Consider the following 26,027-nt stretch of genomic DNA (forward strand, 5'->3'; position numbering starts at 1 on the left):
CGTTAGCCTGGCACCGTTATTGTGCCGGATAATATTCATTGCGAAGCAACAGGCCGAACTTCCGATGCCCAAGAAGTTCATGAAGCGTTATCTGCCAACCCCGGAAAAAGTGCGATCGATTGAATCGTTGCACTTTCTGGGCGATATCCTTCATGAACCGAACCTCTGGCACATCAATCGTCACAGCGTGTCTCGCGCCTTCCTGATTGGCATTTTCCTCGGCTTTGTTCCCATGCCGTTCCAGATGGCCGCTGCGGCCTTCATGGCAATCTGGATCAATGCCAACCTGCCACTGTCCGTAGCTCTGGTCTGGATCAGCAATCCGCTGACCATGCCACCGATGTTTTATTTCAACTATAAAGTAGGTGCCTGGATACTCGACCGGCCGGTGCTGGCCTTTGAGTTTCAGTTATCCTGGTCCTGGTTGAGCGGTCGCCTGGTGGACATTGGCGTGCCGCTTTACGTTGGTTCACTCGTGGTCGCTACCATGGCTGGCTGCACCGCCTACCTGGTGATTCAGTTTCTCTGGCGGCGCAAAATCCGCACCGACTGGCAAGTTCGCCGTCATGCCAGAAAGGCCCTCAAGAAAGCGCGCAGACAAGCCCGCAATCAGGCTTCCTGAACCAGCCGCCCCTGCTCAAGCCGAAGTACTCTGCCCAGGCTACGGGCCATTTTCATATCGTGGGTAACCATCACAAAGGCAATGCCCGACTGGTCTCGGAGTTCCTCGATCAGCGCCCTGATACCCTCACCCGTGTGTTCATCCAGATTGCCAGTGGGTTCGTCCATCAACACGCAATCGGGCTCGTTAACCAGGGCCCGGGCTATAGCGACTCGCTGGCGCTCACCGCCCGACAGCTCCGACGGTTTGTGCCTTAAACGTTCACCAAGGCCGACCCGCACCAGTAGCGACTCAGCTTTGGCCTTGGCGATCGCCAGAGGCTGGCCACCCAGTGCACAGGGCATCATCACATTCTCAAGAGCTGAAAATTCCGGCAGAAGATGATGGAACTGGTACACGAATCCAAGGTGTCCGTTACGGAATCGGGCACGACCGGCCTCTGATAACCGGTGGATATCCTCGCCACAAATGTGGATCAGACCAGAAGACGGTCGATCCAGACCGCCCAACAGATTCAGCAGCGTAGTCTTGCCTGCACCACTGCTACCCACAATGGCCACGGTTTCGCCGGCAGTCACTTCCAGGGAAATGTCGGAGAAAATGGTCAGGACTTCCGGCCCTTCGGAATAGGTTCGGGTAACCTGACGGCAGTCGATCACCAGTGGCTTGCCCGCGCTCAGTTCTGTGTTACTCATAACGCAATGCCTCCGCCGGTTCGATTCTTGACGCCCGCCACGCCGGGTAGATGGTCGCCAGCAAGCTCAGGACCAGTCCGGCACTGCTGATCACCGCCACATCACTCCATTGCAGCTGGGACGGCAGGTAGCTGATAAAATAGACATCCGCACTCAGGAACTGATGCCCCATCAGATTCTCAAGCCAGGCGATGAAGGCGCTGATGTTCAACGCGCCGAGAATACCCAACGCTGTTCCCATCAAGGTACCAAATACCCCGATTACCGCGCCCTGGATGATGAAAATTCGCATGACCCGGCCCGGCGTGGCGCCCATGGTGCGGAGAATCGCAATGTCTGCTGTTTTATCAGTCACTACCATCACCAGAGTGGATACGATATTGAACGCCGCCACTGCCACGATGAACATCAGTAGCAGCCCGATCATGGTTTTCTCCATGCGTATTGCCTGGAACAGGTTGCCGTGGGTACGCGTCCAGTCAGAAACATAAAACCGCCCACCCAGTTCCTGCGCCACCTGGTTGACCACCCGGGGTGCGGCAAACAGGTCATCCACCAGCAGGCGGACACCTTCAGCCTTACCACCGGTGCGCATCAGCCGTGCGGCGTCGTCCATATGAATCAAGGCATAGTTACCGTCCAGTTCGGCGCCGACACTGAAGATGCCTTTTACCGTAAATCGCTTGAGTCTGGGCAACACGCCCGCCGGGGTCACCGAGGCTTCCGGCAAGACCACGGTCAGCTTGTCCCCTACCTGCAAACGCAGACTGGACGCCATCAACCGGCCAATAATGATGCCGAATTCACCGGATTTCAGCTGATCGAGACCGCCTTCGATAAAATGGTTATCGATGATTGACACGGTGGCTTCCTCCTCCGGAAGGATGCCACTGAGCATCACACCCCGGACATCGCCGCCGCCGGTCACCATGCCCTGACCCTGAATAAACGGTGCCGCCGCCAGAACACGAGGATGCTCCTGCACACGGCGGTCCACTTCTTGCCAGTCTTCCAGCGGACCGGATGCACTCTGAATGGTGGCGTGCGGCACCATACCGAGGATGCGCTGCTTCAACTCCCGGTCAAAACCATTCATCACCGACAGCACGATGATCAGCACAGCCACCCCGAGCATCAGCCCGAGCATGGAGGTCAGGGATATAAAGGATATAAAGTGATTACGCCGCTTGGCTGCGGTGTATCGCAAGCCAATATAGAACGATAAGGGTCTGAACATGAGGAGGTGCCTGTCGCTACCTTCGGGTCTGTCGTGGTTTGATACCCCGGGCCACTTACTCGCCCCCGGGAAACTGCTAAACTGTTCACTATCAATAAAAATTCAGCCCAGCGGAGACAGAATGCCAGGCTCGCGCACTATGCCCCCGAACACGGAATCCAAAGCCGACCGTAGAGAATATTTTCGGATTGAGGACCATATTGGCCTTGAAATCCGCCGGCTCTCTCAAGATTCTGAAGACGGCCATCAGGATCCATTCAATGGTACTCCGCTGGAAAGCCTCAAGGCCGAATTTCGCCGGTTCGATCAGGACGTCAAAGCGCACCTTGCCAGCCTTGCTGAACGCGACCGATTGTTGACCGGACTGTTCAAATCGATGAACAGCAAGCTCGACACGCTGGCGCGCATTATCGCCTTTGAGCAAAATCCGTTGCAACCGGAAGACTGGCAGGATGTGACCCTGAGCGAGGGCGGACTGTCTTTTACCAGTAACACTCCAGCCTGGCGTAAAGGCGACCGGATCGCGGTGCGGATGACACTACCACCTGAACTCTACCAGCCACAAGCGATTGCCGAAGTCCTCGGCACAGAGCCTGACGAATGGGGCGGAGCGCGGGTTCACTCCGCGTTTGTGAAGCTGGAAAACAACGATCGCCAACAAATAGCCCGCCATGTGATGCGCTGGCAAATTCGGCAACGACAAAAAGAGTAAACTTGCAAAAAGCACTGACTTTTACTCGTTTTTTCGGGATATTACGTTTTATCCATATCCTGCGAGCCGTCTCGCGGGGAACCAGCATTAATGGAGAACCCAATGAAGAACAAGCGAACACTGCTCGCCGCGATTGCCCTGACATCCCTGATTTCCGCCGGCGTGATAAGCCACGCTCAAGCTGAACAGCTGACGGTTCCGGTCGGCACCCAGGCTGATCGCAGCCAGATCAGCCTGCCGGCCACCGGCATGACCCAGGAATCGGTTCGTAATCGCTGGGGTGCGCCACAAGACATGAAAGGGCCGATTGGTGAGCCGCCGATCAGCCAGTGGCACTATCCGGACTTTATCGTTTATTTCGAACACAACCGGGTACTGCACTCCGTGGTCAGACGAAACCGCTGACAGCCCTTTGGAGGGCTCAATTTTCTCTATTCATGGCCTGACGTTATCGCAATGGTCAGATAGAATGGCGACTTTTGCGAACTAAGGTGACGAATACAGTGACTTCCAAGCGAGTGTTGCCTGCGGAGTGGGCACCCCAGAGCGCAGTAATGTTGACCTGGCCACACCCCGGTACCGACTGGGCCCGGATCATGGCCGATGTCGAGCCGGTGTTTATGACCATTGCCCGGCATGTGCTTCGGTTCGAGCACCTGCTGATCAGCTGTGAGTTTGTCGCCCGTCTGCAGGATCTGGGGCGGGAGTTGAATGACTACGCCGAGGCCAATGGCCTGCCGGGCCGGGTCGTCACGGTTCCGGCGCCGGCCAACGACACCTGGGCACGGGATCATGGCCCAATCACGGTGAACACCGATGACGGCCTTGCCGTGCTGGATTTCAGCTTCAACGCCTGGGGCGGCAAGTTTCCCTGGGAAAAGGACAACGCCCTGAATCAGCATTTGGCTAACGCCGGGGTATTCGGTAAACACCCGTTGCAATCAATCGACTTCGTGCTTGAGGGCGGCTCCATAGAGTCTGACGGTGCCGGCACCGTCCTGACCACCAGCGAGTGCATGCTGACCCCCTCTCGCAATCCCTCCATCGACCGTGCTGCCATAGAACAACTGCTCTCGGAAATTCTCGGTGCCGATCGCATTCTCTGGCTGAACCACGGTTACCTGGCCGGCGATGACACCGACAGCCATATCGACACCCTGGCCCGATTCTGCGCCCATGACCACATCTGCTACGTCACCTGCCCGGAGGTTGCCGATGAACATTACAGCGCCCTGGCGGCCATGGAAGAGGAGCTTCAGGAATTCCGCCAGAAAAACGGCAACCCTTACAAGCTCACGGCCCTGCCGTGGCCAGACGCCATTTACGATGAAGACGGCGAACGGCTGCCCGCCACCTATGCCAACTTTCTGATCATTAACGGCGCCGTTTTGTTACCTGTGTACAACGTGCCACAGGATCAGGACGCCATTCGGATCATGGCTGACATTTTCCCGGACCGGGAAATCGTACCGATCAACTGCCGGCCGCTGATCTACCAGCACGGCAGCCTCCATTGCGTCACCATGCAGATTCCCGCAGGAGTCGTCACTCTATGAGCAAGAAACCGCGAACCCATCAGATCAACATCGCCGCGATTCAGCAAAAATGCAGCGCAGATAAATCCGCCAGTCTGGCCGCCTCGGAAATGCTCATTCGCGAAGCCGCAACCGGTGGCGCTCAGCTGATTGTTCTCCAGGAGTTACACGCCACCCTGTATTTCTGCCAGACCGAAGATACTGCCGTGTTCGAGTTGGCCGAACCCATCCCTGGCCCGACCAGTAACCGCTTGTCGGCACTGGCGAACGAACTGAACATTGTGCTGGTCGGTTCGATTTTCGAGCGCCGGATGAACGGTGTGTATCACAACACGTCGGTGGTGTTTGACAGCGACGGCAGCCTGGCCGGCATCTACCGCAAGATGCACATTCCGGATGACCCCGGCTTTTACGAAAAATTCTATTTTACGCCCGGCGATGCCCGATTCAACGATGGCCGTAGCGGCTTTACCCCCATCAACACGTCCATCGGCAAGCTTGGCGTGCTGGTCTGCTGGGACCAATGGTATCCGGAAGCCGCTCGCCTGATGGCTTTAGCCGGAGCCGAACTGCTGATCTACCCTACGGCCATCGGCTGGGACATCACCGATGAGCCTGAAGAGCAGGCCCGCCAGCTTGAAGCTTGGGTAACAGTGCAGCGGGGCCATGCCATTGCCAACAATTTGCCGGTGATCGCACCCAACCGGGTGGGCTCAGAGCCAGACCCGTCTGGCCACAGCGACGGCATTCGGTTTTGGGGCAACAGCTTCATCTGCGGCCCTCAAGGTGAATTCCTGGCCCGAGCCGATGATCACAGCGAATGCATCCTCACCGCAACGCTCGACCGCAACCGTACTGAATCCGTTCGCCGCATCTGGCCGTATCTCCGGGATCGCCGCATTGATGCTTACGGTGACATCCTGAAACGGGTACGGGACTGAGGCCTGTATGAAACAGAAAATGGACAGCGTTGTTACCGAGCTCAATAAAATTTTGCTCGGCAAGGATACCCAGGTACGACTGGCGCTGTGTGGACTGCTTGCTCGTGGCCACTTGCTGATTGAAGACATCCCCGGCATGGGCAAAACCACCCTGTCCCACGCCCTTGCCAAGATTATGGGTCTGAGCTATCAGCGTATCCAATTTACCAACGATCTGTTGCCGGCCGACGTCCTGGGCTACTCCATGTACGATAAACAGGCCGGCAGCCTGGTATTTCACCCGGGCCCAATCTTCGCTCAGGTGGTGCTGGCCGACGAGATCAATCGCGCCTCACCACGCACCCAAAGTGCGCTGCTTGAGGCCATGGAAGAGCGTCAGGTGTCCATTGAGGGCGAAACCCGGCCACTGCCCTCACCGTTCTTTGTGATTGCCACCCAGAACCCGATCGAACAGGGCGGCACCTTTCCGCTGCCCGAATCCCAGCTCGACCGGTTTCTAATGCGCCTGCGCCTGGGCTATCCGGACCCGAAAGCGGAGCGGGAACTGCTCGAAGGCGAAGACCGACGGGCGTTAACGGATCGGCTGCAGGCTATTCTGCCTCACGACCAACTGGTCGCCCTGCAAGCCGCTGTCGACGACATTTCCGCCAGCCCTGCCCTGCTGGATTATCTGCAACGACTGCTTGAGCAGAGCCGGCGTATGCCCGGACTGCTTTATGGCCTGTCACCTCGAGCCGGTATTGGCCTGCTCAGGGCCTCAAAAGCCTGGGCGCTGATGGCCGGGCGCAACCACGTACTGCCAGACGACATACAAGCAGTTTTCCCCTCCGTCGCCGAGCACCGGCTGGAACAGGGTGAATCCGGCAAGAGCAAGGAACGGGTGCGACAGCTGCTAGCCACCGTCTCGGTACTTGAATAATCCAGCGGCGGCCTCATTTAACTCACCAGATCTTTCAAACACCAGCGAGAACTCCATGAGCGAAACCCGACACTCCCGACTGATCATTCTTGGCTCCGGCCCGGCTGGCTATACTGCTGCGGTGTATGCAGCCCGCGCCAACCTGAACCCGACACTGATTACCGGAATTGAGGTCGGCGGACAGCTCACGACCACGACCGACGTCGATAACTGGCCAGGTGACAACGACGGCGTTCAGGGCCCTGAACTGATGCAGCGTATGCAGAAGCACGCGGAACGCTTTGAGACCTCGATTGTTTACGACACCATTAACGAAACTGACCTGAGCAGCCGCCCGTTCCGTCTCAAGGGTGACAGCGGCGAGTACACCTGCGATGCCCTGATCATCGCGACCGGTGCCTCGGCCATGTATCTGGGGCTGGACTCGGAAGAGAAGTTCAAGGGCCAGGGCGTCTCCGCCTGTGCCACCTGTGACGGTTTCTTCTACCGTAAACAGAAAGTTGCGGTGATTGGTGGCGGTAATACCGCTGTTGAGGAAGCGCTGTACCTGTCTAACATTGCCGACGAAGTAACGCTGGTTCACCGTCGCGACAAACTGCGCTCTGAAAAAATCCTGCAGGACAAACTGTTCGAAAAAGCCAAGAACGGCAACGTCAACATTATCTGGAATCACACTCTGGACGAGGTTCTGGGTGATGGCACCGGTGTCACCGGCATGCGCATCAAGAGCACGGAAGACGGCAGCACCCGGGATATGAATCTCGCCGGCGTGTTCATCGCCATTGGCCATAAACCAAACACCAGCCTGTTTGAAGGCCAGCTCGACATGGACAACGGCTACATTCGCATTCAGTCCGGCCTTACGGGCATGGCCACACAAACCAGCATTCCGGGCGTCTTTGCCGCCGGTGATGTTGCCGACCACGTCTATCGCCAGGCAGTCACCTCTGCCGGCTTTGGCTGCATGGCAGCCCTGGACGCTGAAAAGTTCCTGGATCAGCAAGACTGACCCGGACAGGAGCACAATGACCTCGCTACCCTGGCTGGACCCGGACCAGCTCTGGTTCCCGCCTGCCGACGAAGCTTTGGAGGACCCGGACGGTCTTTTGGCCGTGGGTGGCGATTTGTCGTCAGAACGCCTACGGCTGGCTTACCGTAACGGCATCTTCCCCTGGTTCAGCGATGATCAGCCGATCCTTTGGTGGTCTCCCGACCCCAGGTGCGTGCTGTTGCCGGACGACATTCACATCTCCCGCAGCCTTCGGCGCACCCTGAATCAACAACGTTTTCAGGTCACGGCCGATCAGTGCTTCAGCCGGATCATCCGCCTGTGCGCCACCACCCGGGCCGAGGGCACCTGGATTACCGACGAGATGATGGCCGCCTACACCCGGCTGCATCGCCAGGTTGACGCTCACTCTATCGAAGTCTGGAACCGGCAGGGTGAACTGGCCGGCGGCATGTACGGAGTCGCGCTGGGGCGATGTTTTTTTGGCGAATCCATGTTTTCCCTGGAGACCAACGCATCCAAAGTTTTGATGGTACACCTGGCCCGCCAATTGGCCGACTGGGGCTACCAGTTGATGGATTGTCAGGTGGAAAGCAGTCATCTGATGAGCATGGGCGCCCGGACAATTCCACGCGCAGAATTTTTATCTATACTCAGAGCATGTGTGGATCGTAAGGCGGATCAGCCAGACTGGACATTCACCTGGCAATGGCCCAGGCCGGAGGCGTAAATGAGCAATCTCAGAACACTCGTTTTCTTTGCCACGCCTCCCCATGACTGCAGCTATCTGCCAGAGCAGGAAGCGACGACCATGTTTGTGGATCCCAGGGCTCACATCGACAAAAAGCTCTACAGCCAGTTAACAGCATTGGGCTTTCGCCGCAGCGGGTCACACTATTACCGCCCTCATTGCGAACAATGCGATGCCTGCATTCCGGTCCGGCTGAAAGTGGACCAGTTTCAGCCGGACCGTAACCAGCGCAGAGTGTTGCGCAAGAATGAGGACATTACCTGTAAACTGGTGCCGGCGTCGTTCAGTGAGCGTTATTATCGACTGTATGCGCACTATATCGAGGAGCGGCACCAGGATGGTGATATGTATCCGCCCTCGAAGGAGCAGTTCATGTCGTTTCTGGTCGAGGGCTCAACCGAGTCCTGGTTTCTGGAAATGTCGCTGAACGACGAGCTGGTGGCCCTGGCGGCAGTGGATTTTCTGGACGACGGCTTATCTGCGATCTACACCATTTTTGCCCCGGAGCTTGAACTCCGGAGCCTGGGCACCTTCGCGGTGCTCTGGCAAATTGAGGAAGCGAAGCGGCGGGAATTACCCCATCTTTATCTGGGCTACTGGATCAAGGAATGCCGTAAAATGAACTATAAAACCCGATTCAAACCCATCGAAGCATTGCGGGACGGCCATTGGCGAGAGCTATAAATCGACTGAATTTTGCCAAACGTTAAGAAATCAGGCAGAATTGCGCAATTTAAAATCACCGAAAAGTATTCCGAACGAGGTTTTTACTGAATGGCGAAATCAGATGTCATTGAAATGGAAGGCGTTATTCTAGACACCCTTCCAAACACTATGTTCCGTGTTGAGCTGTCCAACGGCCACGTTGTGACCGCGCACATCTCAGGAAAAATGCGTAAGAATTACATCCGCATCCTGACCGGCGACAAGGTCAAGGTAGAATTGACGCCTTACGACCTGAGCAAGGGCCGCATCGTTTATCGCGCCCGTTAATGCCAAGTGACATCTGAAAAGCCCTGCATATCGCAGGGCTTTTTTGTTTCGCCTTGACTCACTCCCGGTTCTGATCGGAACACTCTTCGGCACCCGGGTTGGTGTAGCAACGGATCTTGCGCAATATGGTCATCATGTCTTCGTGATAGACCGCCGCCGCCAGCGGGGTTTCCTGGCCTTTGTCAGACAGCAGATCAATGCGTACCTGCCTCAGCATCTCCTGATATTCCCGCATAGCCTCTGGCGCAATGTCGACCCAACGCTCTGCGGGGATACGATCCTCAAATTGCCGAATGACCCTTATCGCATCCGGGTACAACCGGGCCATCAGCTTTCGGGAATCGCGCACAAATTCCGGGCTGAATTCTCCTTCCCGTGCCACCAACTGAACCGTCACCTGCCCAACCGGGTACCTTATAATGCCGCCCCGATCACCTGCACCCCGAAACATTTCAAGCACTTCCCAGGCGGCGGCAGGCGCGTAGCTGATATCCGCCTGTCCTGAGTTAAACAGACGGGCAAAGCTCGAAATGGTTGCCGCCACCGGTTTAGCACCGACAAACTCCACCATGTGACGAGCATCGTGGTGTCCCTCAAAAACCGTGATCCGTTTATCTGTGAGTGCAGCAACATGGTTAATGTCACGGTCATTCACAAACAGGTAGGCTGCACCCATGGGCGCAACGCCAAGCACCTCATAACCATCCTGGCTCAGGTGCCTCGCAATTCGGGGGCTTGCCAAACCGTACAGCAACACCCGGAGATCTTCGTAATACGGCACCGCCCCGATGGCACTGATAGAGCCGGTAAAATCATTGAAGTTTCTCACCCCCATATCGGTCAATGCCACCAGATCACAACGCCCCTGCCGGAAATCGCGGACCGCCAGATCCTCATCACTGTATGGCTGCATCGCCAGTGACACGCCCGCGCCGATCGCACCGCGCTGATAATCCCGGAGCAACTGATAGACAAATCCATTGGCACCGGCCACATCAAAAACACAGAACTGTTTTCTCTCTGGCGCCGCCAGGGCTGGACGCAACGTCAGAAAAAACAGGCCTGTAATAAATATTAGCGTGAGCGGGATTTGACCGAACGTCTTCATCAGGTTTGCTTCCTTATCATTATTCTTGGCGAGCGCGGACAACCACCGCGAACTTAGTGCCTAAAACTGACAGAAGTACTCCTGAATTGGATTGACGCTGCGGCCTGATTGGCAAGCCAAATTCGGCCAACAGGCCAAAAAAAACCGCTGTCGGGACCGACAGCGGTTTTGTGAAGCACGGGCAAGCGGCCAGATCACACCGCTTCGGCGGGCTCGTCCTCATAGTCAAACACCAGCTCGTCGTCTTTCAGCTGGATAAAGACATCACCACCTTTCTCTGCCAGCCTGCCGAACAGAATTTGCTCAGCCAATGGCCGCTTGATCTTGTCCTGAATCAGACGTGCCATCGGCCTGGCACCCATGGTCACATCATAGCCCTTCTCGGCCAGCCAGGATTTCGCCGCCTCGTCCACGTGCAGTACCACATGTTTCTCGTCCAGTTGCGCCTGCAGTTCGGTCAGGAACTTGTCCACCACGTGGGTAATGGTGGACTTCTGCAAATCAGCGAACTGAATGATGCCATCGATACGGTTACGGAACTCCGGCGTGAAGGTTTTGCTGATCACCTCCATGCCGTCACTGCTATGATCCTGTTCACTGAAACCGATCGACCGGCGCGCCATGCTCTCGGCACCCGCGTTGGTAGTCATCACCAGGATCACGTGACGGAAGTCCGCCTTGCGGCCGTTGTTGTCGGTCAGGGTTCCGTGGTCCATCACCTGCAACAGCAGGTTAAAGACTTCCGGATGCGCCTTCTCGATCTCGTCCAGCAGCAACACGCAATGCGGATGCTTGTTGACGGACTCGGTCAGCAGACCGCCCTGGTCATACCCCACATACCCCGGGGGCGCACCAATCAGACGGGATACCGTGTGTCGCTCCATGTATTCTGACATGTCGAAGCGCACCAACTCTATGCCCAGCACCTTCGCCAGCTGCTTGGTCACTTCGGTTTTACCGACACCGGTAGGACCGGCAAACAGGAAGGCACCTTCGGGCTTCTCTGGCGCTTTCAGGCCGGCTCGGGCCAGCTTGATGGCCGTCGCCAAAGACTCGATGGCCGGATCCTGGCCAAACACCACCATCTTGAGGTCCCGCTCCAGGTTGCGAAGCAGATCTTTGTCACTGGTGGAGACGTTTTTCGGCGGAATCCGGGCGATACTGGCCACAATATCTTCGATGTCAGTCACGTCGACCATCTTCTTGCGTTTGTCTTCCGGCTGCAGACGCTGCCTTGCGCCAGCTTCGTCAATGACATCAATTGCTTTGTCCGGCAGGTGCCGATCGGTAATGTAACGGTCCGCCAGTTCGGCAGCCACCCGCAAAGCCTGGTCGGTGTACTTCAGATCATGATGTTTTTCGAAGCTCGGTTTGAGACCTTTCAGAATCTGATAGGTGTCCTCAACGCTTGGCTCATTCACATCAATCTTCTGGAAACGTCGTGCCAGCGCGCTGTCCTTTTCGAAAATGCCCCGGAATTCCTGGAACGTTGTCGAGCCAATGCACCTTAGCTCACCGGAACTCAGCATCGGCTTCAGCAGGTTCGAGGCGTCCATGACTCCGCCGGAAGCCGAGCCGGCACCGATAATGGTGTGAATCTCGTCAATAAACAGAATGGCATGATCCTGCTTTTTCAGATCACTGAGCAGGCCTTTCAGCCGCTTCTCGAAGTCCCCCCGGTACTTGGTGCCAGCAAGCAAGGCACCCATGTCCAGCGAATACACCACAGCATCCGAGATAATGTCAGGCACCACGCCATCGACGATACGCTTGGCCAGACCTTCGGCAATCGCGGTTTTACCCACGCCGGCTTCACCAACCAGAAGCGGATTGTTCTTGCGCCGGCGAACCAGGATCTGCACCACGCGCTCCACTTCGAGTTCACGACCAATCAGCGGATCGATCCTGCCCTGCCGGGCCTGCTCGTTGAGATTAGTCGCATAGCTTTCCAGTGGGCGAGAGGGAGAACCCTCCTCACCGGCTTCTTCATGAGCCGCGTGATCAGCACCGTCCTGGTCTTCAACACCCTGCACACGGGAGATGCCGTGAGAGACAAAGTTGACCACGTCGATCCGGGCAATGCTCTGTTTTTTCAGAACGTAAACCGCTTGGCTTTCCTGCTCGCTGAAAATGGCTACCAGCACATTGGCACCGGTCACCTCTTTTTTGCCAGAGGATTGCACGTGAAACACAGCGCGCTGCAATACACGTTGAAATCCCAGAGTTGGCTGGGTCTCACGTTCACTGTCGGTACTGGGGATCAAGGGTGTGGTGGAATCCACAAACTCAACCAGCTCATCTTCGAGCCGCTTCAGGTCTGCGCCACAGGCTTTCAGGACGCCCACTGCCGATTCGTTGTCGAGAAGAGCCAGCAATAAATGCTCAACGGTCATGAATTCATGACGCTTGTCCCGGGCATTTTTGAAGGCCGTATTCAACGTAATTTCAAGATCTTTGCTCAGCATGGGCTACCCCGCCTTCTATCAGTCCGCACGTTCAATCTCGCAAAGGAGCGGGTGTTCACATTCCGAAGAATACTGATTCACCTGGGCTGCCTTTGTTTCCGCGATGTCACGGGTATATACCCCACATACGGCTTTTCCTTGCGTATGGACGAGCAGCATCACCTGCGTCGCCTTCTCTTCGTTCATAGCGAAGAACGTCATCAACACATCCACCACGAAATCCATGGGGGTGTAATCGTCATTCAGGAGCACAACCCGGTATCGGGCCGGGCGCTGCAGAGCTGGCTTCTCGGGCGCAACACTGACACCGTCCTGGCGCCCGGGCTGTTCGTCCTCCCCCTGATTGAATACTAGTAGAGAATTCTCAATTGTCCGCATGATTCTGTTTACCGCTTTATTCGGTTTCCTGACTAAATGTGGTTGCCCGACACCCGGTTTTCAAGAGAAAGACCGAATCGAGCGTGCTTTATTTAACAATACGACCATGATACCGCTTCCAGACCTTGTTGAACCACTCATTCGACCACCCGTAACTCTTGACTCAAGCCCATGTTTGGTCGACAGTTAACAGGCATTGTAAAATAATGTAAATCCATGCAACCGGTATGTAACGCAAAGCGACAAATTTACATGCCGTGACGCACCGGGCCCGGCACGAAACAACCGCGACCGGACGTAGCGACTCAAATAATAAGCGTGACACACAAGGAACAGGGGAGTTCATCATGCCAAAAGGCAAGGTCAAGTGGTTCAATAACGCCAAGGGATACGGCTTCATCATCGAGGAAGGCTGCAGTGATGACCTGTTTGCCCATTTTTCTTCGGTGCAAATGGAAGGCTACAAGACACTGAAGGCTGGCCAAGCAGTCACCTTTGAGAAAAAACCCGGCGATAAAGGCGTTCACGCCGTCAACATCGTCCCGGACGAGTCGGTGACAAAACCGACCTCAGAAATCGGCGCGCAGCGAACTACTAAAGACGCCGACGAAGAGAGGCCCTGTCGCGACGGTTATCCGCCACGGGCAGTTAGCGGCTGACACATAGCTTTGACAACTCAGGCTTTTCTGCCGGCTCTGCCGGCAGATTCAGCTCTATTGTGCTTTTTTCACGGAATCGAATCCGCTAGGCTTGCTTCTCCCGAGAACTCGTCAGACAGGACCCCGTGAATGGCGGAACTGATACTTTTCAACAAACCGTTTCAGGTTTTGAGCCAATTCACTGACGACCGACCCCAGAATCGCCGGGTGACCCTGGCCGAATGGATCAACAAGCCTGGTTTTTATCCGGCCGGACGGCTGGATTACGATTCGGAAGGGTTGCTGCTGCTGACGGATTGCGGGTCTCTGCAACACAGAATTGCCTCACCTCAAAACAAAATACCCAAAACTTACTGGGTTCAGGTTGAGGGTGAGATTCCTGACTCTGCTATCGAACAACTCTGCAACGGCGTGAAGCTGAAAGACGGCCTCACCCGACCGGCCAAAGCGCACCGAATGGCTCAGCCGACCGTCTGGCCACGCACCCCGCCAGTGCGGTACCGGGAATCGATACCCACCAGCTGGCTGGAACTCACCATCACCGAAGGCCGTAATCGTCAGGTGCGCAGAATGACAGCCGCCATGGGCTACCCTACCCTGAGACTGATACGTTACCGGGTCGGCGGCTGGACGCTGGACAATCTCCTGCCTGGTGAGTTCACGCTCAATCAGGTGAACCTGCCCGACAGTCCGCAACCCGGGGTTGCAAGGTCCGGTCGCACCAAAACCCACTCCCGAAAAGCCAACAGGAGACCCAAGCAACCATGACCTGGAAACCTCACGCCACTGTGGCGGTTATCGCCGAAGATGATCAGGGCCGGTTCCTGCTGGTGGAGGAAATCAGTAATGGCAAGGTGGTGTTCAACCAACCGGCCGGGCACATCGAAGAAGACGAAGCCATTCTCGATGCCGTGCGTCGTGAAACCCTGGAGGAAACCGGCTGGGAAGTAGAGCCTTCCTATTTTCTGGGCGTCTACACCTACCAGGCACCTGCCAACGGTGCCACCTATTACCGTTTCTGCTACGCCGCCATACCCCTGCGCCAAGTTACCTCAAAGCTGGATATTGGCATCATCGCCCCACACTGGCTGACCCTGGATGAAGTGCGCGATCTTGGCAGCAAACTGCGCAGCCCCTTGGTACTGCAATGTATCGAGGATTACCGAAGTGGTCGGCAATTCCCTCTGGATGTTGTGATCGATGGACAGACGTAACCAGCGCAAGGTGATAAAATCGCCGTTTTTAACCGGTTACCAGAAGGCACATGACCCAGAATCCTGACACAAAAGCTAATCAGAACACCCATGTCATCGTTGGTATGTCCGGCGGTGTGGACTCCTCGGTTGCCGCCTGGTTGCTCAAAGACCAGGGCTACCAGGTGGAAGGCCTGTTCATGAAGAACTGGGATGAGGACGACGGCACCGAATACTGCACCGCCATGACCGACCTGGCCGATGCCCAGGCTGTGGCCGATGCCATCGGCATCAGGCTGCACACCGCCAGCTTTGCCGCCGAGTACTGGGACCGGGTGTTCGAGCACTTTCTGTCGGAGTACAGCGCCGGGCGCACCCCCAACCCAGACATTTTGTGCAACAAGGAAGTGAAGTTCCGGGCCTTTCTGGATTACGCCGTTACGTTAGGCGCTGATTACATCGCCACCGGCCACTACACCCGCCAGCGCCCGCTGAATGACGGCAGTGGCAAGGCCGAGCTGCTGAAAGGGCTAGACCCAAACAAGGATCAAAGCTACTTCCTGCACGCCGTCTCCGGTGACCGCATCGCCCGCACCTTGTTTCCGGTTGGTGAATTGGAAAAACCCGAGGTGCGTCGCATTGCCGAGGCCCAGGGTTTCATTACCCACGACAAAAAAGATTCCACCGGCATCTGTTTCATCGGCGAGCGCAAGTTTACCGACTTTCTGAAACAGTACCTGCCAGCCCAGCCCGGCAACATTGAAACCCCGGATGGCAAAGTGATCGGTAAACATCAGGGCCTGATGTACCACACCATTGGCCAGCGCCAGGGTCTAGGCATTGGTGGTCTCGCAGAATTTGGCGATGAGCCTTGGTACGTGGCCGAGAAAGACCTGAGCCGCAACGTATTGATTGCGGTACAGGGCAAGCATCACCCGTTGCTACTCTCCCGTGGTCTGGTGTCTGGCCCCATCGACTGGATTGCCGGTGAGCCACCGGCGCAACAGTTCCCCTGCAAAGCGAAAACCCGCTACCGTCAGCCGGACCAGGATTGCCAGGTCACCGTCATTAATGGCGGCGTGAAAGTCGTGTTCGACGAGGCTCAACGGGCGGTGACACCTGGCCAGTCTGTGGTGTTTTACACCGGCGAGGTGTGCCTCGGCGGTGGCGTCATAGAACAGACCTGGCGCGATGATGAGACCCTGCCTGAGCGTCTCTGCCAGCCCGACACCGCAGGAACCGAGTTATGAGCCGCTCACTGCATGACCAGACCATCGCTCTGGCCGGCCTGTTCCAGGCCGCGTCCCTGGTTCGACAGATTGCCCATAACGGCTCGTGCAACGAAGAAAGCCTGGAAACCTGCATCCGCTCACTATTCGCCACCGACCCGGCGTCAACGCTCGATGTCTACGGTGGTGAGCTTTCCGATATCCGGGAAGGTCTGGACGCCCTGTCAACCTCACTGGCACAACAAAGCCGGCCCCAGGACGTCGAAATACTGCGCTACGTGCTGAACCTGATTCAACTGGAATCCAAGCTCAAGCGCAACTCGGACATGCTGGAGGTGATCGGCAGCCGCATCGACCAGGCCCGTCACACCGCCAGCCATTTTGGCTATATCCACAGTAATCTGATCAGCAATCTGGCGTCGATCTACGGCGACACCATCAGCACCTTTCGTCTGCGCATTCAGGTCAGTGGCAATCCGCAGGTGCTGCAACAGGAAGAAAACGCCGCAAAAGTCCGCGCTTTGCTGCTTGCCGGCATACGTTCGGCGGTGCTCTGGCGACAAAGTGGCGGCCACCGCTGGCAGCTGATTTTCTCCCGCAAGAAAGTGATTCACCACGCCCGCGAGCTGTTGCGCTGATTCAGACAGCGCGCTGGTGTATCATACAGCCCCTAATTTTTGTCCGATTCTTTGATGAACTGAGAGGTTTTCGATGGAACTCACCGCCCTGACCGCTATTTCCCCGGTCGATGGACGCTACGGCAGCAAAGTCAGCGTATTTCGCAGTATCTTCAGTGAATATGGCCTGATCCGTAATCGGGTAACCGTCGAAGTGCGCTGGTTGCAGAAGCTGGCCCAGCACCCGGCCATTTCCGAAGTGCCGGCGTTTTCCGCCGAAGCCAATGGCTTTCTCGACAAGATGGTCAGCGAGTTCAGCCTGGCCGACGCCGAGCGCATCAAAGAAATCGAACGCACCACCAACCACGACGTCAAAGCGGTTGAGTACCTGATCAAAGAGAAGATCGCCCAGGTGCCGGAATTGCACGCCGTCACCGAATTCGTGCACTTCGCCTGCACCTCTGAAGACATCAACAACCTGTCCCACGCCCTGATGCTTCGCGAAGGCCTGGACCACGGCCTGCTGCCGGGGATGGACAAGGTGGTGGACAAACTGGCCGAGCTGGCCAAAACCCACGCCGAACAACCCATGCTCTCGCGCACCCACGGCCAGACCGCCTCCCCGACCACCGTGGGCAAAGAGCTGGCCAATGTGGTTTACCGCCTGCGCCGCCAGATCAAGCAGATCAAAGCGGTTGAGCTGATGGGCAAGATCAACGGCGCGGTTGGCAACTACAATGCCCACCTGTCGGCTTACCCGCAGATCGATTGGGCGCTCAACGCCAAAGAGTTCATCGAAAGCCTGGGCCTGGACTGTAACCCGTACACCACCCAGATTGAGCCGCACGACTACATCGCCGAGCTGTACGACGCCGTGGCCCGTTTCAACACCATCCTGATCGATCTTGACCGGGATATCTGGGGCTACATCTCACTGGGCTACTTCAAACAGAAAACCGTGGCGGGCGAGATCGGCTCCTCCACCATGCCCCACAAGGTCAATCCCATCGACTTCGAAAACTCCGAAGGCAACCTGGGCATCGCCAACGCCATCTTCGGCCACCTGTCTGCCAAGCTGCCGATCTCCCGCTGGCAACGTGACCTGACCGACTCCACCGTACTGCGCAACCTCGGGGTCGGCTTTGCCCACAGCCTGATCGCCTACGAGGCCACCCTGAAAGGTCTGAGCAAGCTGGAAATCAATCCGGCACGTCTGAATGACGACCTGAACAACGCCTGGGAAGTACTGGCCGAGCCAATCCAGACCGTGATGCGCCGTTACAACATCGAAAAGCCCTATGAAAAACTCAAGGACTTGACCCGCGGCAAGGCAATGACACCCGAAGTCATCAAGAATTTCGTGGAAACTCTGGAGATTCCGGAACACGCAAAAGCCGAACTGCGTGCTCTGACGCCAGACACCTACATTGGCAACGCCGTCGAACAGGCCGGCAACATCTGAACCGGAGCAACACCATGGATATGCTGGGCGGGCTGACAGCGTCTGAATTTCTGCGCGACTACTGGCAGAAGAAACCTCTGGTCATCCGCCAGGCATTTCCGGGCTTTCAATGCCCGGTCAGTCCGGACGAACTGGCAGGCCTGGCCTGCGAAGAAGCGGTGGAATCCCGCATCGTCATTGAAGATGACGCCGGCAAACCCTGGCAGTTGCACAATGGGCCGTTTACCCCGGAGCGCTTCAGCGAACTGCCGGAACAGGACTGGACCCTGCTGGTGCAGGGCCTGGACCACTGGGTACCCGAAATTGCCGACCTGCTGGAGCAATTCCGCTTTATCCCGAACTGGCGCCTTGACGACATCATGGCCAGTTACGCGCCCAAAGGCGGCAGCGTTGGCCCCCATTACGACATGTACGATGTCTTTCTGCTGCAGGCCCAGGGCCACCGGCGCTGGACCTTCGGCGGCCATTGTGACCACACCTCGCCTCGGGTAGACGGCACACCCCTGCGTATCCTCAGCAGCTGGGACGGCGAAGAAACCGTAACCCTGGCGCCTGGCGACATGTTGTACCTGCCCCCGGGTATTGGTCACCACGGCATTGCCGAAGATGACTGCATCACGCTCTCCGTCGGCTTCCGGGCACCCACTCTGGATGACCTGCTGACCGGCTTCACCGATTATCTGAGCCATCAGGCGACAGCCGCCGAGCATTTGAACGACCCGGACCTGAAAGTTCAGGACAATCCCGGCACCATCGCACCGCACGTGATTGATCGCCTCGACAGTGTGATTCGAGAACAACTCGGCGACCGCCGCAACCTGGCCCTGTGGTTTGGCCAGTTCGCGACGGCGCCCAAGAGTCTGGACATCGTGGTACCCGCCGATGAGCCGGCCGCGGCCGCAGATCTTGCCGAAGCCATCCGTGCCGGTGAGCAGCTGCGCTGGAATGAAGGCTCCCGTTTTGCCTATCACGAACTGGACAATGAAACCGCCCTGTTTGTCGACGGCGAGCAATATTTGCTCAAAGGCGATGCGCAACCGCTGGCCCCCTTGCTGTGTGCCGGCGCCCGCATTGATATGGCAGCATTGGCCGAATTCGCCGGTGATGGCGCCCTGCTCGGCCTGCTGACCACCTTTTACAACCAGGGCTCGGTCTACTTCGAGTAAGCCATGACACCAAGATTCCGCAAATACAGCTGGCAACTGGCACCCGACTCGATCCGTAACATCCGCCAACGGGTGTTCGTTGATGAACAGAAAGTGCCGCCAGAACTGGAGTGGGATGATACCGATGAAATCGCTGACCACTACCTGGTGGTCGATCGTCACAATGCGCCCGTTGCCACCGCCCGCCTGTTCTCAACTCTGGAGGAAACCGGTTACATCGGCCGGATGGCCGTACTTCCCGAGTACCGGGGCAAAGGTATTGGCGAAGCACTGTTGCGTCACCTGCTGACCGAATCCGCCGGGCGTTTTCAGGAGCTACGGCTATCGGCCCAGAAACACGCTACAGGCTTCTACCAACGCTGCGGTTTCCACATCTGTTCAGCCCCCTACAACGATGCCGGCATTCCTCACCTGGACATGCGCTGTCTGGCACCGGCATTGGCCAATCAGGCTACCATCAAGCGGTCACAACCACTGATTCTTGGTGCAGACACTGAAAGCTGGCTGTTTGATCACGAGGCACCCATGCTCGGCCTGATGGACTCACTGGTCGGCCAGGCCGGGCAGCGGCTCTGGCTGTATGACCGGTTTTTAGATCATGACCTCTATGACCGCCACCAACTGCGAGAACTGATTTCAGCAGTGGCCCGCCGGCACCGGTTAAGTGATGTAAGATTGCTGATCCACGATGACAAGCCGCTGGTGCAGAGACGACACCAGCTGGTTGAACTGATGCGCCGGCTGACCAGTCGCATTGAACTGAGGCTGGTAAACCGGGACTACCCGATAGAAGATCAGCCGTTTTTGCTGACAGACCGGGAAGGTATTCTCTGTCGGCACGATTTCAGCAAGCCCGAAGGCTTCGCCAATTTTTCGGCAGGCGGGCGAGTAAGGGTCAAGGCGGAAGCGTTCCAGCGTATGTGGGACGCTGCCCGGCCCTCACTGGAACTACGGGAACTACCGATCTGACTGCTGGCCCAGAGACACTTGGGGTGATTCAAACTGGGCGCCGAAGGGCGCAAATTCTTCATCGACTTCTTCCGCCACTTCCGCAATCAGTTTCCTCAACCACTGATGGTCCGAGTTATGTTGTAACAGGGGACTCCAGGCCATTTTCAGTTCAAACGGCGGAATTTCAAAGGGCGGCACTTTCACCACCAGATTGGCGTTTTCCTTCTGAAGCCAGGCCGCTCTCGAGGGCAAGGTGGCAATCAGGTCATGCTGTTCGGCCAACAACATGGCCACCTGATAATGCCGGGTAAACACGGAAATCTGGCGTTTACGACCCATGCGACCCAATGCCTCATCGACCCAACCCAGGCGCTGCACATCCTTGGGATTCACCCCCACGCCCACACCAAAGCCGGTTTTGCTGACCCAGATATGACTGGCATCCAGATAAGTATCCAGAGTAAACGGCTCGCTCAGGACAGGATTGCGGGCATTCATCAGGCAGGCGAAGTACTCGGTCCACAGGGTTTTCTGATGGAACGACTGTGGGATCTTGTCAAACCGGTTGATGGCCATGTCCAGCCTGCCCTGCTCCACGTCCAGAAAGCTCACATCACTGGGGGTAAGCACATCAAGCGTGACATGGGGCGCCTCCTGACGAATACGACGGAGCACCCGCGGCATCAGACAAGATTCGGCATAATCGCTGGCCATGATACGAAACACTCGTTGGCTTTCCTGCGCTGCGAACGGCGTCTTTTCCTGCACCGCCTGTTCAATATCGGAGAGAATGCCTCGCACCAACGGTTGCAGCTCACGGGCTCGTTCAGTCGCGGTCATACCCTCACTGGTGCGCACCAGTATCGGGTCACCAAATAGATCCCGTAACCGGCGCAAACCGTTACTCATAGCCGGCTGGGTGATGCCGAGATGATTTGCCGCTTTGGTCACATTTCGCTCGCGTAACAAGACGTCAAGATACACCAGCAAATTGAGATCAACCCGGGAAATATCCATTTGGTGCTCCGTTCAAATCGTTACTTGGCCACGGGCTACCCGACCAACTCATTCATTGCCATAATATACAGCAAACCGATAATTCATTAAATAAATGCCCTGTTTGTTCAACTTACAAGCAGAAACGGACGAATGGCCAGAATTCTGCTAGGCTTTCAGCGCGTTACCACCTAACATCAACAATGCGAGACGGGCCTGCAGGCCGTCCGTTCACTGAATTCCGGAGCCAATACCGACACCATGGACGCAACCACCATCGTGCTGCTGCTTGCGGCGATCGTCACCATCTCGCTGATCATCATTGTTATCAGCCAGATGCGCGAAAAAGCCCGGATCGAACGGGTTCGCAAAATGACCGCCCGGGAAGATCTCTACAACCGGGCCTATCGGCTGCTGACGGAAATCCCCGGGCAGTACCTGACCGCTGACCTCAAGTTGTTGCTGCTCAAACGCATGGAAGACACCTGCAACGAGCTCATCATGCTGAAATCAGATCAACCGGTCAGCAAATGGCTCGAGGCGGTCAAACAGACCAAAAAGCAGGTGCTGGACAATACCGACCACCGCCCCCCGGTCAAGATTGACTCTCCCGAGAAAGCAACCTACATCAAAGAGCTGCTGCAAAACCTGTTCAAAATGATTGAGGCATTGCACAAGGCCGGCCGAATTGACACGAACACTGCCAAGAAAAACCTCAAATACGTGCTGTTTCTGGTCCATAAAACCCACGCCGACCTGCACGTATTTCAAGCTCGCGACCATATCCGACAGAACCAGATCCGCAAAGCCATCCATGCCTACCACCTGGCCAGCATGGAGCTGGGCAAGTCGAAAGACAATCCATTAGCCATGAAAGCGGTCAAAAGCTTCCGGACCCGCATCAAGGAGCTTGAAGCGAGCATTGTCGAGGGCAAAACCGATCCCGAAAGCCACGAAACACTGGACCGGGAGTGGGACAACTTCCTGCAAGATGATGGTTCCTGGAAGAAGAAAGCTGATTACGACGATTGAGGTTCACACCTTTACCAACTAATCGGGCACAGGGATGACCATGCACCGTGTTTAAGAGTTTCGGCAAACGACTGTCTTACCGCCTGACCCGCGATACCGTGCTGGTGGCAATGGTCCTTGGCCTGGCTTTGAACATGATCCAGATTACCCTCGACTATTTTTCCGCCAGAAACGCCATGGAGCGCGACATTCTGGCGTTGATTGAAATCAGTAACAGCCCGGCGTCCCAGATCGCTTACAACATCGATGTGCGACTTGCGGATGAGCTGCTGGATGGCCTGCTCAAACACCCAGCTACCGTCGATGCCAGGATTCTGGACAGTGATGGCCAGACCATGTCGGCCGCCAGCGAGAGCAGCCCAATCTCTTCATACCGCTGGACCAGCGATCTGCTGTTCGGCGCCAGCCGCGTGTTCAGCTCAGAACTCCGGGTACCGCAACTGCAGGAGCTGCCACTGGGGCAGCTTGTGGTGACCATAGACACCTGGCATTACGGCTGGCAATTCATTCAGCGCGCCGCCAACACCCTCCTGATCGGACTGCTCAAAAGTCTGGTTCTATCTGTCGCTTTGCTGACAATCTTCTACTTTGTGCTGACCCGTCCGATGCTTAATGTCATCGAGGCCTTGAGCAAAGTCAGGGCCAGCACCCCTGAAAAGATACGCCTGCCAGTGCCGCCCAATCATCGCTTTGATGAGATCGGCACCATGGTAGGCATCATCAACCAGCACCTGGAAAGCATGGAAGGCAGCGTGGCCCAGCTGAGAGCTGCCGAAAGTGCCATGAAAAACTATTCCGGCCAGCTGGAACAGGAAGTCGAAGACCGGACCCGGGAGATTTCCGATAAAAACCTGGCGCTGCAACGGGGTAATCGGGCGCTGGTGCGGGCCAAAGAAGATGCTGTGCGCCGAGCCCGGGCCAGAGCAAACTTCCTGGCCAGCATGAGCCACGAAATCCGCACCCCTCTTAATGGCGTACTGGGGATGCTGGGCCTGGCGCTTGAGAGCGAGCGCGACGCTGTTCAGCGAAATCAGTTGGAGATTGCCCTGAACGCCGGTGAAAGCCTGCTGGAGCTGCTGAATGACATTCTTGACATCTCCAAAGTCGAGGCAGGCAAGCTGAGCCTGGAGAACATTCCATTCAGCATGCGCAGCCTGGTTGAAGTGTGCGCCACACTTCATGCCCAGCAGGCTCGGCGCAAACATATTCATCTGGTTAATGAAACCGACCCGATGTTGCCAGAGCAATTTCTCGGAGACCCAACACGCACCCGGCAGATTCTGAACAACCTGCTCAGCAACGCCATCAAATTTACCGATGACGGCAGTGTTCTGGTGCGCACGTCTTACTCAGGCGGCAGCCTGCGCCTGGAGGTCATCGATACCGGTATTGGCATGTCGCAGAATGGCCTGCATCGGATTTTCTCCCCGTTCTCCCAGGCCGATTCCGATACCACCCGGCTTTATGGCGGTACTGGCCTGGGGCTGACGCTTTGCCGTCAGTTGGTGGAGCGGATGCACGGGCAGATCCTGGTGGATTCCAGCGAAGGCTCAGGTACCCACTTCACTGTTACCTTGCCGCTTCCGGTCAAGGAGCCCGCCAACCCGGCGCTTCCAGAGAAAACTGCCACCAAACTGCGTAAGGCCGGCGTGGCCATGGCGATACCTGCGCAGCACCCCCACCGCCTGGCCCTGGAGTCACAACTCCGGGCCTGGGCGATTCCGGTACGAAGTGCCAGCCGACACCCAGAGGGCATTTTGCTAATGGCGGCCGAACCGGGAGACGTTGAATCCAGAGCCTTTGCCGATGGCTGGAGTGGTCTGGGGGTGGTACTGGCTGACACCTCGGCAACCGTCACCAGCAATCAACCCGGGCAATATGTCTTGCCGCTGCCGCTCAGACAAACAGATCTGTACCAATGCCTATGCTCCGCGGCAGGATTGCAAACCAACGACAACATCGCGCTGCCGGATCAGTCGGTTGACGTCTCCGACGCTCCTCAGCCGCTGTCTCTCCTACTGGTAGAGGACAACCAGGTCAACCAACTGGTTGCCAGCAGTCTGCTGAAAAAACTGGGCCACCGGGTGGATCATGCCGAAAACGGTCAGCGTGCTCTCGAAGCCCTGCAAAAGCGCCACTACGATCTGGTTCTCATGGACTGCCAGATGCCGGTCATGGACGGCTACGAGGCGACCCGGGCCATACGGCTCAATCCAGAGTGGCAAAACATTCCGGTGATTGCTGTCACCGCCAACGTCATGCAGGGAGATCGTGAGGATTGTCTGGCTTCGGGCATGAACGATTACATCACCAAGCCCTACAAACGCGATGAGCTCAAGGCAGTGATCAGGCGCTGGGCTCCGAGTTCTCCAGAGTCACCAGCAAACTCCTGAGCTCCTGCTTGAGGGCAATCAGTCGTTGCGGCTCCACGTCCAGGCCGCAGATCAGACGACCGGGCACCTGACGGGCCAACGTGCGTAATTGCCAGCCCGCCTCGGTCAACACCAGGCGCACGACTCTCTCATCATTGGCCTGCCGCTGCCGGGTCAGCAAGCCTCGTGCTTGCAGGCGTTTCAATAGAGGTGTCAGAGTGCCGCTATCCAGCCGTAAACGAGCACCAACATCCGATACCCGGGCCGGCTCGCCATCACCGCCGTGTTCCCAGAGCACCAGCATGACCAGGTACTGCGGGTAAGTCAGCTCCAGTTCCGCCAGCAAAGGACGATAGCGAGCGGTGACTGCCCGGTTCAGCGCATAAAGTGCAAAACAGATCTGGTTATCCAGGGCCAGTGCAGGATCTTGCTGAACCATCTCAGAGCAGTTTCTCTATGTCTGCGCGAATATCTGCTGGTTTGGCCGTTGGCGCGTAACGACGAACGACCTGGCCATCACGGTTGACCAGAAACTTGGTAAAATTCCACTTCACTTTCTCTGACCCCATCAATCCTTTCGCTTCTTTTTTCAGGAAACGAAATAACGGATGAGTGCCGTCACCGTTAACCTCAACCTTGGCGAACATCGGAAAGTTGACGCCGTAGTTGAGTGAACAGAACTGACTGATGGCATCGTCGTTACCCGGGTCCTGATTCATGAATTGGTTGCAGGGAAAACCCAGCACCTCAAAACCTTTGTCGCCCAGCTGGTCGCGAAGCGCCTGCAAACCTTCAAACTGGGGTGTGAAACCGCATTTTGACGCAGTATTGACGATCAACAAGACTTTGCCCTGATACTCCGCCATAGGCGTGTCATTACCCTTGATATCGCGGGCACTGAATTCATAAATTGATTCACCTGACATACACAGACTCCCTCTCATGTTCATCAATGGATTCACATTGTGCACAATTAAATTGCTCA

28 protein-coding genes are annotated in these 26,027 nt (G+C 56.6%); 20 read left to right on the forward strand and 8 right to left on the reverse strand.

The features are described from left to right. Positions 1-64: 64 nt before the first annotated feature. Positions 65-622, forward strand: coding sequence for a DUF2062 domain-containing protein (locus tag C7H08_RS15845; protein ID WP_106673197.1), 558 nt, complete (start codon positions 65-67; stop codon positions 620-622). On the opposite strand, the gene C7H08_RS15850 is transcribed toward C7H08_RS15845, so the two are convergent. Beyond that, positions 610-1,317, reverse strand: a complete 708-nt coding sequence (locus C7H08_RS15850; protein ID WP_106673198.1) for an ABC transporter ATP-binding protein — start codon at positions 1,315-1,317, stop codon at positions 610-612. The genes C7H08_RS15845 and C7H08_RS15850 overlap by 13 nt on opposite strands. Beyond that, complete coding sequence (locus C7H08_RS15855; RefSeq protein ID WP_106673199.1) at positions 1,310-2,554, reverse strand: lipoprotein-releasing ABC transporter permease subunit; 1,245 nt, start codon at positions 2,552-2,554, stop codon at positions 1,310-1,312. The genes C7H08_RS15850 and C7H08_RS15855 overlap by 8 nt, the downstream gene beginning before the upstream one ends. Positions 2,555-2,693: 139 nt before the next feature. On the opposite strand from C7H08_RS15855, the gene C7H08_RS15860 reads away from it, so the two are divergent. From C7H08_RS15860 to infA, 9 genes are all read left to right on the forward strand, one after another. Beyond that, positions 2,694-3,266 (forward strand): PilZ domain-containing protein, encoded by a 573-nt coding sequence (locus C7H08_RS15860; protein WP_227663306.1) that lies wholly within the window; start codon positions 2,694-2,696, stop codon positions 3,264-3,266. A 102-nt stretch (positions 3,267-3,368) separates the two neighbouring features. Beyond that, a complete protein-coding gene (locus C7H08_RS15865) occupies positions 3,369-3,671 on the forward strand; it encodes a hypothetical protein (RefSeq protein WP_106673201.1) in 303 nt (100 codons plus the stop codon). Positions 3,672-3,769: 98 nt separating this feature from the next. Continuing rightward, on the forward strand, positions 3,770-4,822 hold the full coding sequence (locus tag C7H08_RS15870; RefSeq protein WP_106673202.1) for an agmatine deiminase family protein: 1,053 nt from the start codon (positions 3,770-3,772) through the stop codon (positions 4,820-4,822). Further along, entirely contained in the window at positions 4,819-5,742 is a 924-nt protein-coding gene (locus C7H08_RS15875; protein WP_106673203.1) for a carbon-nitrogen hydrolase, read from the forward strand. The genes C7H08_RS15870 and C7H08_RS15875 overlap by 4 nt, the downstream gene beginning before the upstream one ends. Positions 5,743-5,749: 7 nt before the next feature. Then, positions 5,750-6,661 (forward strand): AAA family ATPase, encoded by a 912-nt coding sequence (locus C7H08_RS15880; RefSeq protein ID WP_106673204.1) that lies wholly within the window; start codon positions 5,750-5,752, stop codon positions 6,659-6,661. A 55-nt stretch (positions 6,662-6,716) separates the two neighbouring features. Further along, positions 6,717-7,670, forward strand: coding sequence for a thioredoxin-disulfide reductase (gene trxB / locus C7H08_RS15885; RefSeq protein WP_106673205.1), 954 nt, complete (start codon positions 6,717-6,719; stop codon positions 7,668-7,670). Between the two features lie 16 nt (positions 7,671-7,686). After that, on the forward strand, positions 7,687-8,400 hold the full coding sequence (aat, locus tag C7H08_RS15890) for a leucyl/phenylalanyl-tRNA--protein transferase (protein ID WP_106673206.1): 714 nt from the start codon (positions 7,687-7,689) through the stop codon (positions 8,398-8,400). Then, positions 8,401-9,105 (forward strand): arginyltransferase, encoded by a 705-nt coding sequence (locus C7H08_RS15895; protein ID WP_106673207.1) that lies wholly within the window; start codon positions 8,401-8,403, stop codon positions 9,103-9,105. It abuts the gene before it with no gap. A 90-nt stretch (positions 9,106-9,195) separates the two neighbouring features. After that, the gene (gene infA, locus C7H08_RS15900) at positions 9,196-9,414 is read left to right on the forward strand and encodes a translation initiation factor IF-1 (protein WP_044386042.1); all 219 of its coding nucleotides are present in this window, start codon (positions 9,196-9,198) and stop codon (positions 9,412-9,414) included. 58 nt (positions 9,415-9,472) lie between these two features. Here infA and C7H08_RS15905 read toward each other — a convergent pair whose 3' ends face one another. The 3 genes from C7H08_RS15905 to clpS all read right to left on the reverse strand — a co-directional run bounded on the left by C7H08_RS15905 (position 9,473) and on the right by clpS (position 13,365). Then, on the reverse strand, positions 9,473-10,522 hold the full coding sequence (locus C7H08_RS15905; protein ID WP_227663307.1) for a putative solute-binding protein: 1,050 nt from the start codon (positions 10,520-10,522) through the stop codon (positions 9,473-9,475). Between the two features lie 194 nt (positions 10,523-10,716). Next, on the reverse strand, positions 10,717-12,987 hold the full coding sequence (clpA, locus tag C7H08_RS15910) for an ATP-dependent Clp protease ATP-binding subunit ClpA (RefSeq protein ID WP_106673208.1): 2,271 nt from the start codon (positions 12,985-12,987) through the stop codon (positions 10,717-10,719). Positions 12,988-13,005: 18 nt separating this feature from the next. Then, positions 13,006-13,365 carry an ATP-dependent Clp protease adapter ClpS gene (gene clpS / locus C7H08_RS15915; RefSeq protein ID WP_106673209.1) on the reverse strand — a complete coding sequence of 120 codons (360 nt, stop codon included), beginning with the start codon at positions 13,363-13,365 and terminating at the stop codon, positions 13,006-13,008. Positions 13,366-13,712: 347 nt separating this feature from the next. Here clpS and C7H08_RS18500 point away from each other — a divergent pair, with 347 nt between their 5' ends. From C7H08_RS18500 to C7H08_RS15955, 8 genes are all read left to right on the forward strand, one after another. Beyond that, the gene (locus C7H08_RS18500) at positions 13,713-14,024 is read left to right on the forward strand and encodes a cold shock domain-containing protein (RefSeq protein ID WP_106673210.1); all 312 of its coding nucleotides are present in this window, start codon (positions 13,713-13,715) and stop codon (positions 14,022-14,024) included. A gap of 129 nt (positions 14,025-14,153) precedes the next feature. Beyond that, positions 14,154-14,792 carry a pseudouridine synthase gene (locus C7H08_RS15925; protein WP_106673211.1) on the forward strand — a complete coding sequence of 213 codons (639 nt, stop codon included), beginning with the start codon at positions 14,154-14,156 and terminating at the stop codon, positions 14,790-14,792. Then, entirely contained in the window at positions 14,789-15,238 is a 450-nt protein-coding gene (locus tag C7H08_RS15930; protein WP_106673212.1) for an NUDIX hydrolase, read from the forward strand. Before C7H08_RS15925 ends, C7H08_RS15930 begins: the two co-directional genes overlap by 4 nt. Before the next feature lie 50 nt (positions 15,239-15,288). Then, positions 15,289-16,467 (forward strand): tRNA 2-thiouridine(34) synthase MnmA, encoded by a 1,179-nt coding sequence (mnmA, locus tag C7H08_RS15935; RefSeq protein WP_106673213.1) that lies wholly within the window; start codon positions 15,289-15,291, stop codon positions 16,465-16,467. Beyond that, positions 16,464-17,084 (forward strand): high frequency lysogenization protein HflD, encoded by a 621-nt coding sequence (hflD, locus tag C7H08_RS15940; RefSeq protein WP_106673214.1) that lies wholly within the window; start codon positions 16,464-16,466, stop codon positions 17,082-17,084. Before mnmA ends, hflD begins: the two co-directional genes overlap by 4 nt. A gap of 73 nt (positions 17,085-17,157) precedes the next feature. Next, positions 17,158-18,525 carry an adenylosuccinate lyase gene (purB, locus tag C7H08_RS15945; protein ID WP_106673215.1) on the forward strand — a complete coding sequence of 456 codons (1,368 nt, stop codon included), beginning with the start codon at positions 17,158-17,160 and terminating at the stop codon, positions 18,523-18,525. 14 nt (positions 18,526-18,539) lie between these two features. After that, positions 18,540-19,691 (forward strand): cupin domain-containing protein, encoded by a 1,152-nt coding sequence (locus tag C7H08_RS15950; protein ID WP_106673216.1) that lies wholly within the window; start codon positions 18,540-18,542, stop codon positions 19,689-19,691. A 3-nt stretch (positions 19,692-19,694) separates the two neighbouring features. After that, complete coding sequence (locus tag C7H08_RS15955; protein ID WP_106673217.1) at positions 19,695-20,660, forward strand: GNAT family N-acetyltransferase; 966 nt, start codon at positions 19,695-19,697, stop codon at positions 20,658-20,660. On the opposite strand, the gene C7H08_RS15960 is transcribed toward C7H08_RS15955, so the two are convergent. Then, positions 20,649-21,659, reverse strand: coding sequence for a LysR family transcriptional regulator (locus C7H08_RS15960; protein ID WP_106673218.1), 1,011 nt, complete (start codon positions 21,657-21,659; stop codon positions 20,649-20,651). The two genes, C7H08_RS15955 and C7H08_RS15960, sit on opposite strands and share 12 nt — an antisense overlap. A 240-nt stretch (positions 21,660-21,899) precedes the next feature. Here C7H08_RS15960 and C7H08_RS15965 point away from each other — a divergent pair, with 240 nt between their 5' ends. Both C7H08_RS15965 and C7H08_RS15970 read left to right on the forward strand, forming a co-directional pair. Next, positions 21,900-22,670, forward strand: a complete 771-nt coding sequence (locus C7H08_RS15965; RefSeq protein WP_106673219.1) for a hypothetical protein — start codon at positions 21,900-21,902, stop codon at positions 22,668-22,670. A gap of 110 nt (positions 22,671-22,780) precedes the next feature. Then, positions 22,781-25,063, forward strand: a complete 2,283-nt coding sequence (locus tag C7H08_RS15970; RefSeq protein ID WP_106673625.1) for a hybrid sensor histidine kinase/response regulator — start codon at positions 22,781-22,783, stop codon at positions 25,061-25,063. On the opposite strand, the gene C7H08_RS15975 is transcribed toward C7H08_RS15970, so the two are convergent. Both C7H08_RS15975 and C7H08_RS15980 read right to left on the reverse strand, forming a co-directional pair. After that, positions 25,017-25,481, reverse strand: a complete 465-nt coding sequence (locus tag C7H08_RS15975; protein WP_106673220.1) for a MarR family winged helix-turn-helix transcriptional regulator — start codon at positions 25,479-25,481, stop codon at positions 25,017-25,019. The two genes, C7H08_RS15970 and C7H08_RS15975, sit on opposite strands and share 47 nt — an antisense overlap. Before the next feature lies 1 nt (position 25,482). Continuing rightward, a complete protein-coding gene (locus tag C7H08_RS15980) occupies positions 25,483-25,968 on the reverse strand; it encodes a glutathione peroxidase (RefSeq protein WP_106673221.1) in 486 nt (161 codons plus the stop codon). Positions 25,969-26,027 lie beyond the last annotated feature (59 nt).

The sequence above is a fragment of the Marinobacter halophilus genome (assembly GCF_003007685.1).
Taxonomy (GTDB): domain Bacteria; phylum Pseudomonadota; class Gammaproteobacteria; order Pseudomonadales; family Oleiphilaceae; genus Marinobacter; species Marinobacter halophilus.

Bases quoted from the DNA above. Each gene is read 5' to 3' on its own strand.
- C7H08_RS15845 (WP_106673197.1), top strand. From the start codon at position 65: ATGCCCAAGAAGTTCATGAAGCGTTATCTGCCAACCCCGGAAAAAGTG.
- C7H08_RS15850 (WP_106673198.1), bottom strand. From the start codon at position 1,317: ATGAGTAACACAGAACTGAGCGCGGGCAAGCCACTGGTGATCGACTGC.
- C7H08_RS15855 (WP_106673199.1), bottom strand. From the start codon at position 2,554: ATGTTCAGACCCTTATCGTTCTATATTGGCTTGCGATACACCGCAGCC.
- C7H08_RS15860 (WP_227663306.1), top strand. From the start codon at position 2,694: ATGCCCCCGAACACGGAATCCAAAGCCGACCGTAGAGAATATTTTCGG.
- C7H08_RS15865 (WP_106673201.1), top strand. From the start codon at position 3,369: ATGAAGAACAAGCGAACACTGCTCGCCGCGATTGCCCTGACATCCCTG.
- C7H08_RS15875 (WP_106673203.1), top strand. From the start codon at position 4,819: ATGAGCAAGAAACCGCGAACCCATCAGATCAACATCGCCGCGATTCAG.
- C7H08_RS15880 (WP_106673204.1), top strand. From the start codon at position 5,750: ATGAAACAGAAAATGGACAGCGTTGTTACCGAGCTCAATAAAATTTTG.
- trxB (WP_106673205.1), top strand. From the start codon at position 6,717: ATGAGCGAAACCCGACACTCCCGACTGATCATTCTTGGCTCCGGCCCG.
- aat (WP_106673206.1), top strand. From the start codon at position 7,687: ATGACCTCGCTACCCTGGCTGGACCCGGACCAGCTCTGGTTCCCGCCT.
- C7H08_RS15895 (WP_106673207.1), top strand. From the start codon at position 8,401: ATGAGCAATCTCAGAACACTCGTTTTCTTTGCCACGCCTCCCCATGAC.
- infA (WP_044386042.1), top strand. From the start codon at position 9,196: ATGGCGAAATCAGATGTCATTGAAATGGAAGGCGTTATTCTAGACACC.
- C7H08_RS15905 (WP_227663307.1), bottom strand. From the start codon at position 10,522: ATGAAGACGTTCGGTCAAATCCCGCTCACGCTAATATTTATTACAGGC.
- clpA (WP_106673208.1), bottom strand. From the start codon at position 12,987: ATGCTGAGCAAAGATCTTGAAATTACGTTGAATACGGCCTTCAAAAAT.
- clpS (WP_106673209.1), bottom strand. From the start codon at position 13,365: ATGCGGACAATTGAGAATTCTCTACTAGTATTCAATCAGGGGGAGGAC.
- C7H08_RS18500 (WP_106673210.1), top strand. From the start codon at position 13,713: ATGCCAAAAGGCAAGGTCAAGTGGTTCAATAACGCCAAGGGATACGGC.
- C7H08_RS15925 (WP_106673211.1), top strand. From the start codon at position 14,154: ATGGCGGAACTGATACTTTTCAACAAACCGTTTCAGGTTTTGAGCCAA.
- C7H08_RS15930 (WP_106673212.1), top strand. From the start codon at position 14,789: ATGACCTGGAAACCTCACGCCACTGTGGCGGTTATCGCCGAAGATGAT.
- mnmA (WP_106673213.1), top strand. From the start codon at position 15,289: ATGACCCAGAATCCTGACACAAAAGCTAATCAGAACACCCATGTCATC.
- hflD (WP_106673214.1), top strand. From the start codon at position 16,464: ATGAGCCGCTCACTGCATGACCAGACCATCGCTCTGGCCGGCCTGTTC.
- purB (WP_106673215.1), top strand. From the start codon at position 17,158: ATGGAACTCACCGCCCTGACCGCTATTTCCCCGGTCGATGGACGCTAC.
- C7H08_RS15950 (WP_106673216.1), top strand. From the start codon at position 18,540: ATGGATATGCTGGGCGGGCTGACAGCGTCTGAATTTCTGCGCGACTAC.
- C7H08_RS15955 (WP_106673217.1), top strand. From the start codon at position 19,695: ATGACACCAAGATTCCGCAAATACAGCTGGCAACTGGCACCCGACTCG.
- C7H08_RS15960 (WP_106673218.1), bottom strand. From the start codon at position 21,659: ATGGATATTTCCCGGGTTGATCTCAATTTGCTGGTGTATCTTGACGTC.
- C7H08_RS15965 (WP_106673219.1), top strand. From the start codon at position 21,900: ATGGACGCAACCACCATCGTGCTGCTGCTTGCGGCGATCGTCACCATC.
- C7H08_RS15970 (WP_106673625.1), top strand. From the start codon at position 22,781: ATGGTCCTTGGCCTGGCTTTGAACATGATCCAGATTACCCTCGACTAT.
- C7H08_RS15975 (WP_106673220.1), bottom strand. From the start codon at position 25,481: ATGGTTCAGCAAGATCCTGCACTGGCCCTGGATAACCAGATCTGTTTT.
- C7H08_RS15980 (WP_106673221.1), bottom strand. From the start codon at position 25,968: ATGTCAGGTGAATCAATTTATGAATTCAGTGCCCGCGATATCAAGGGT.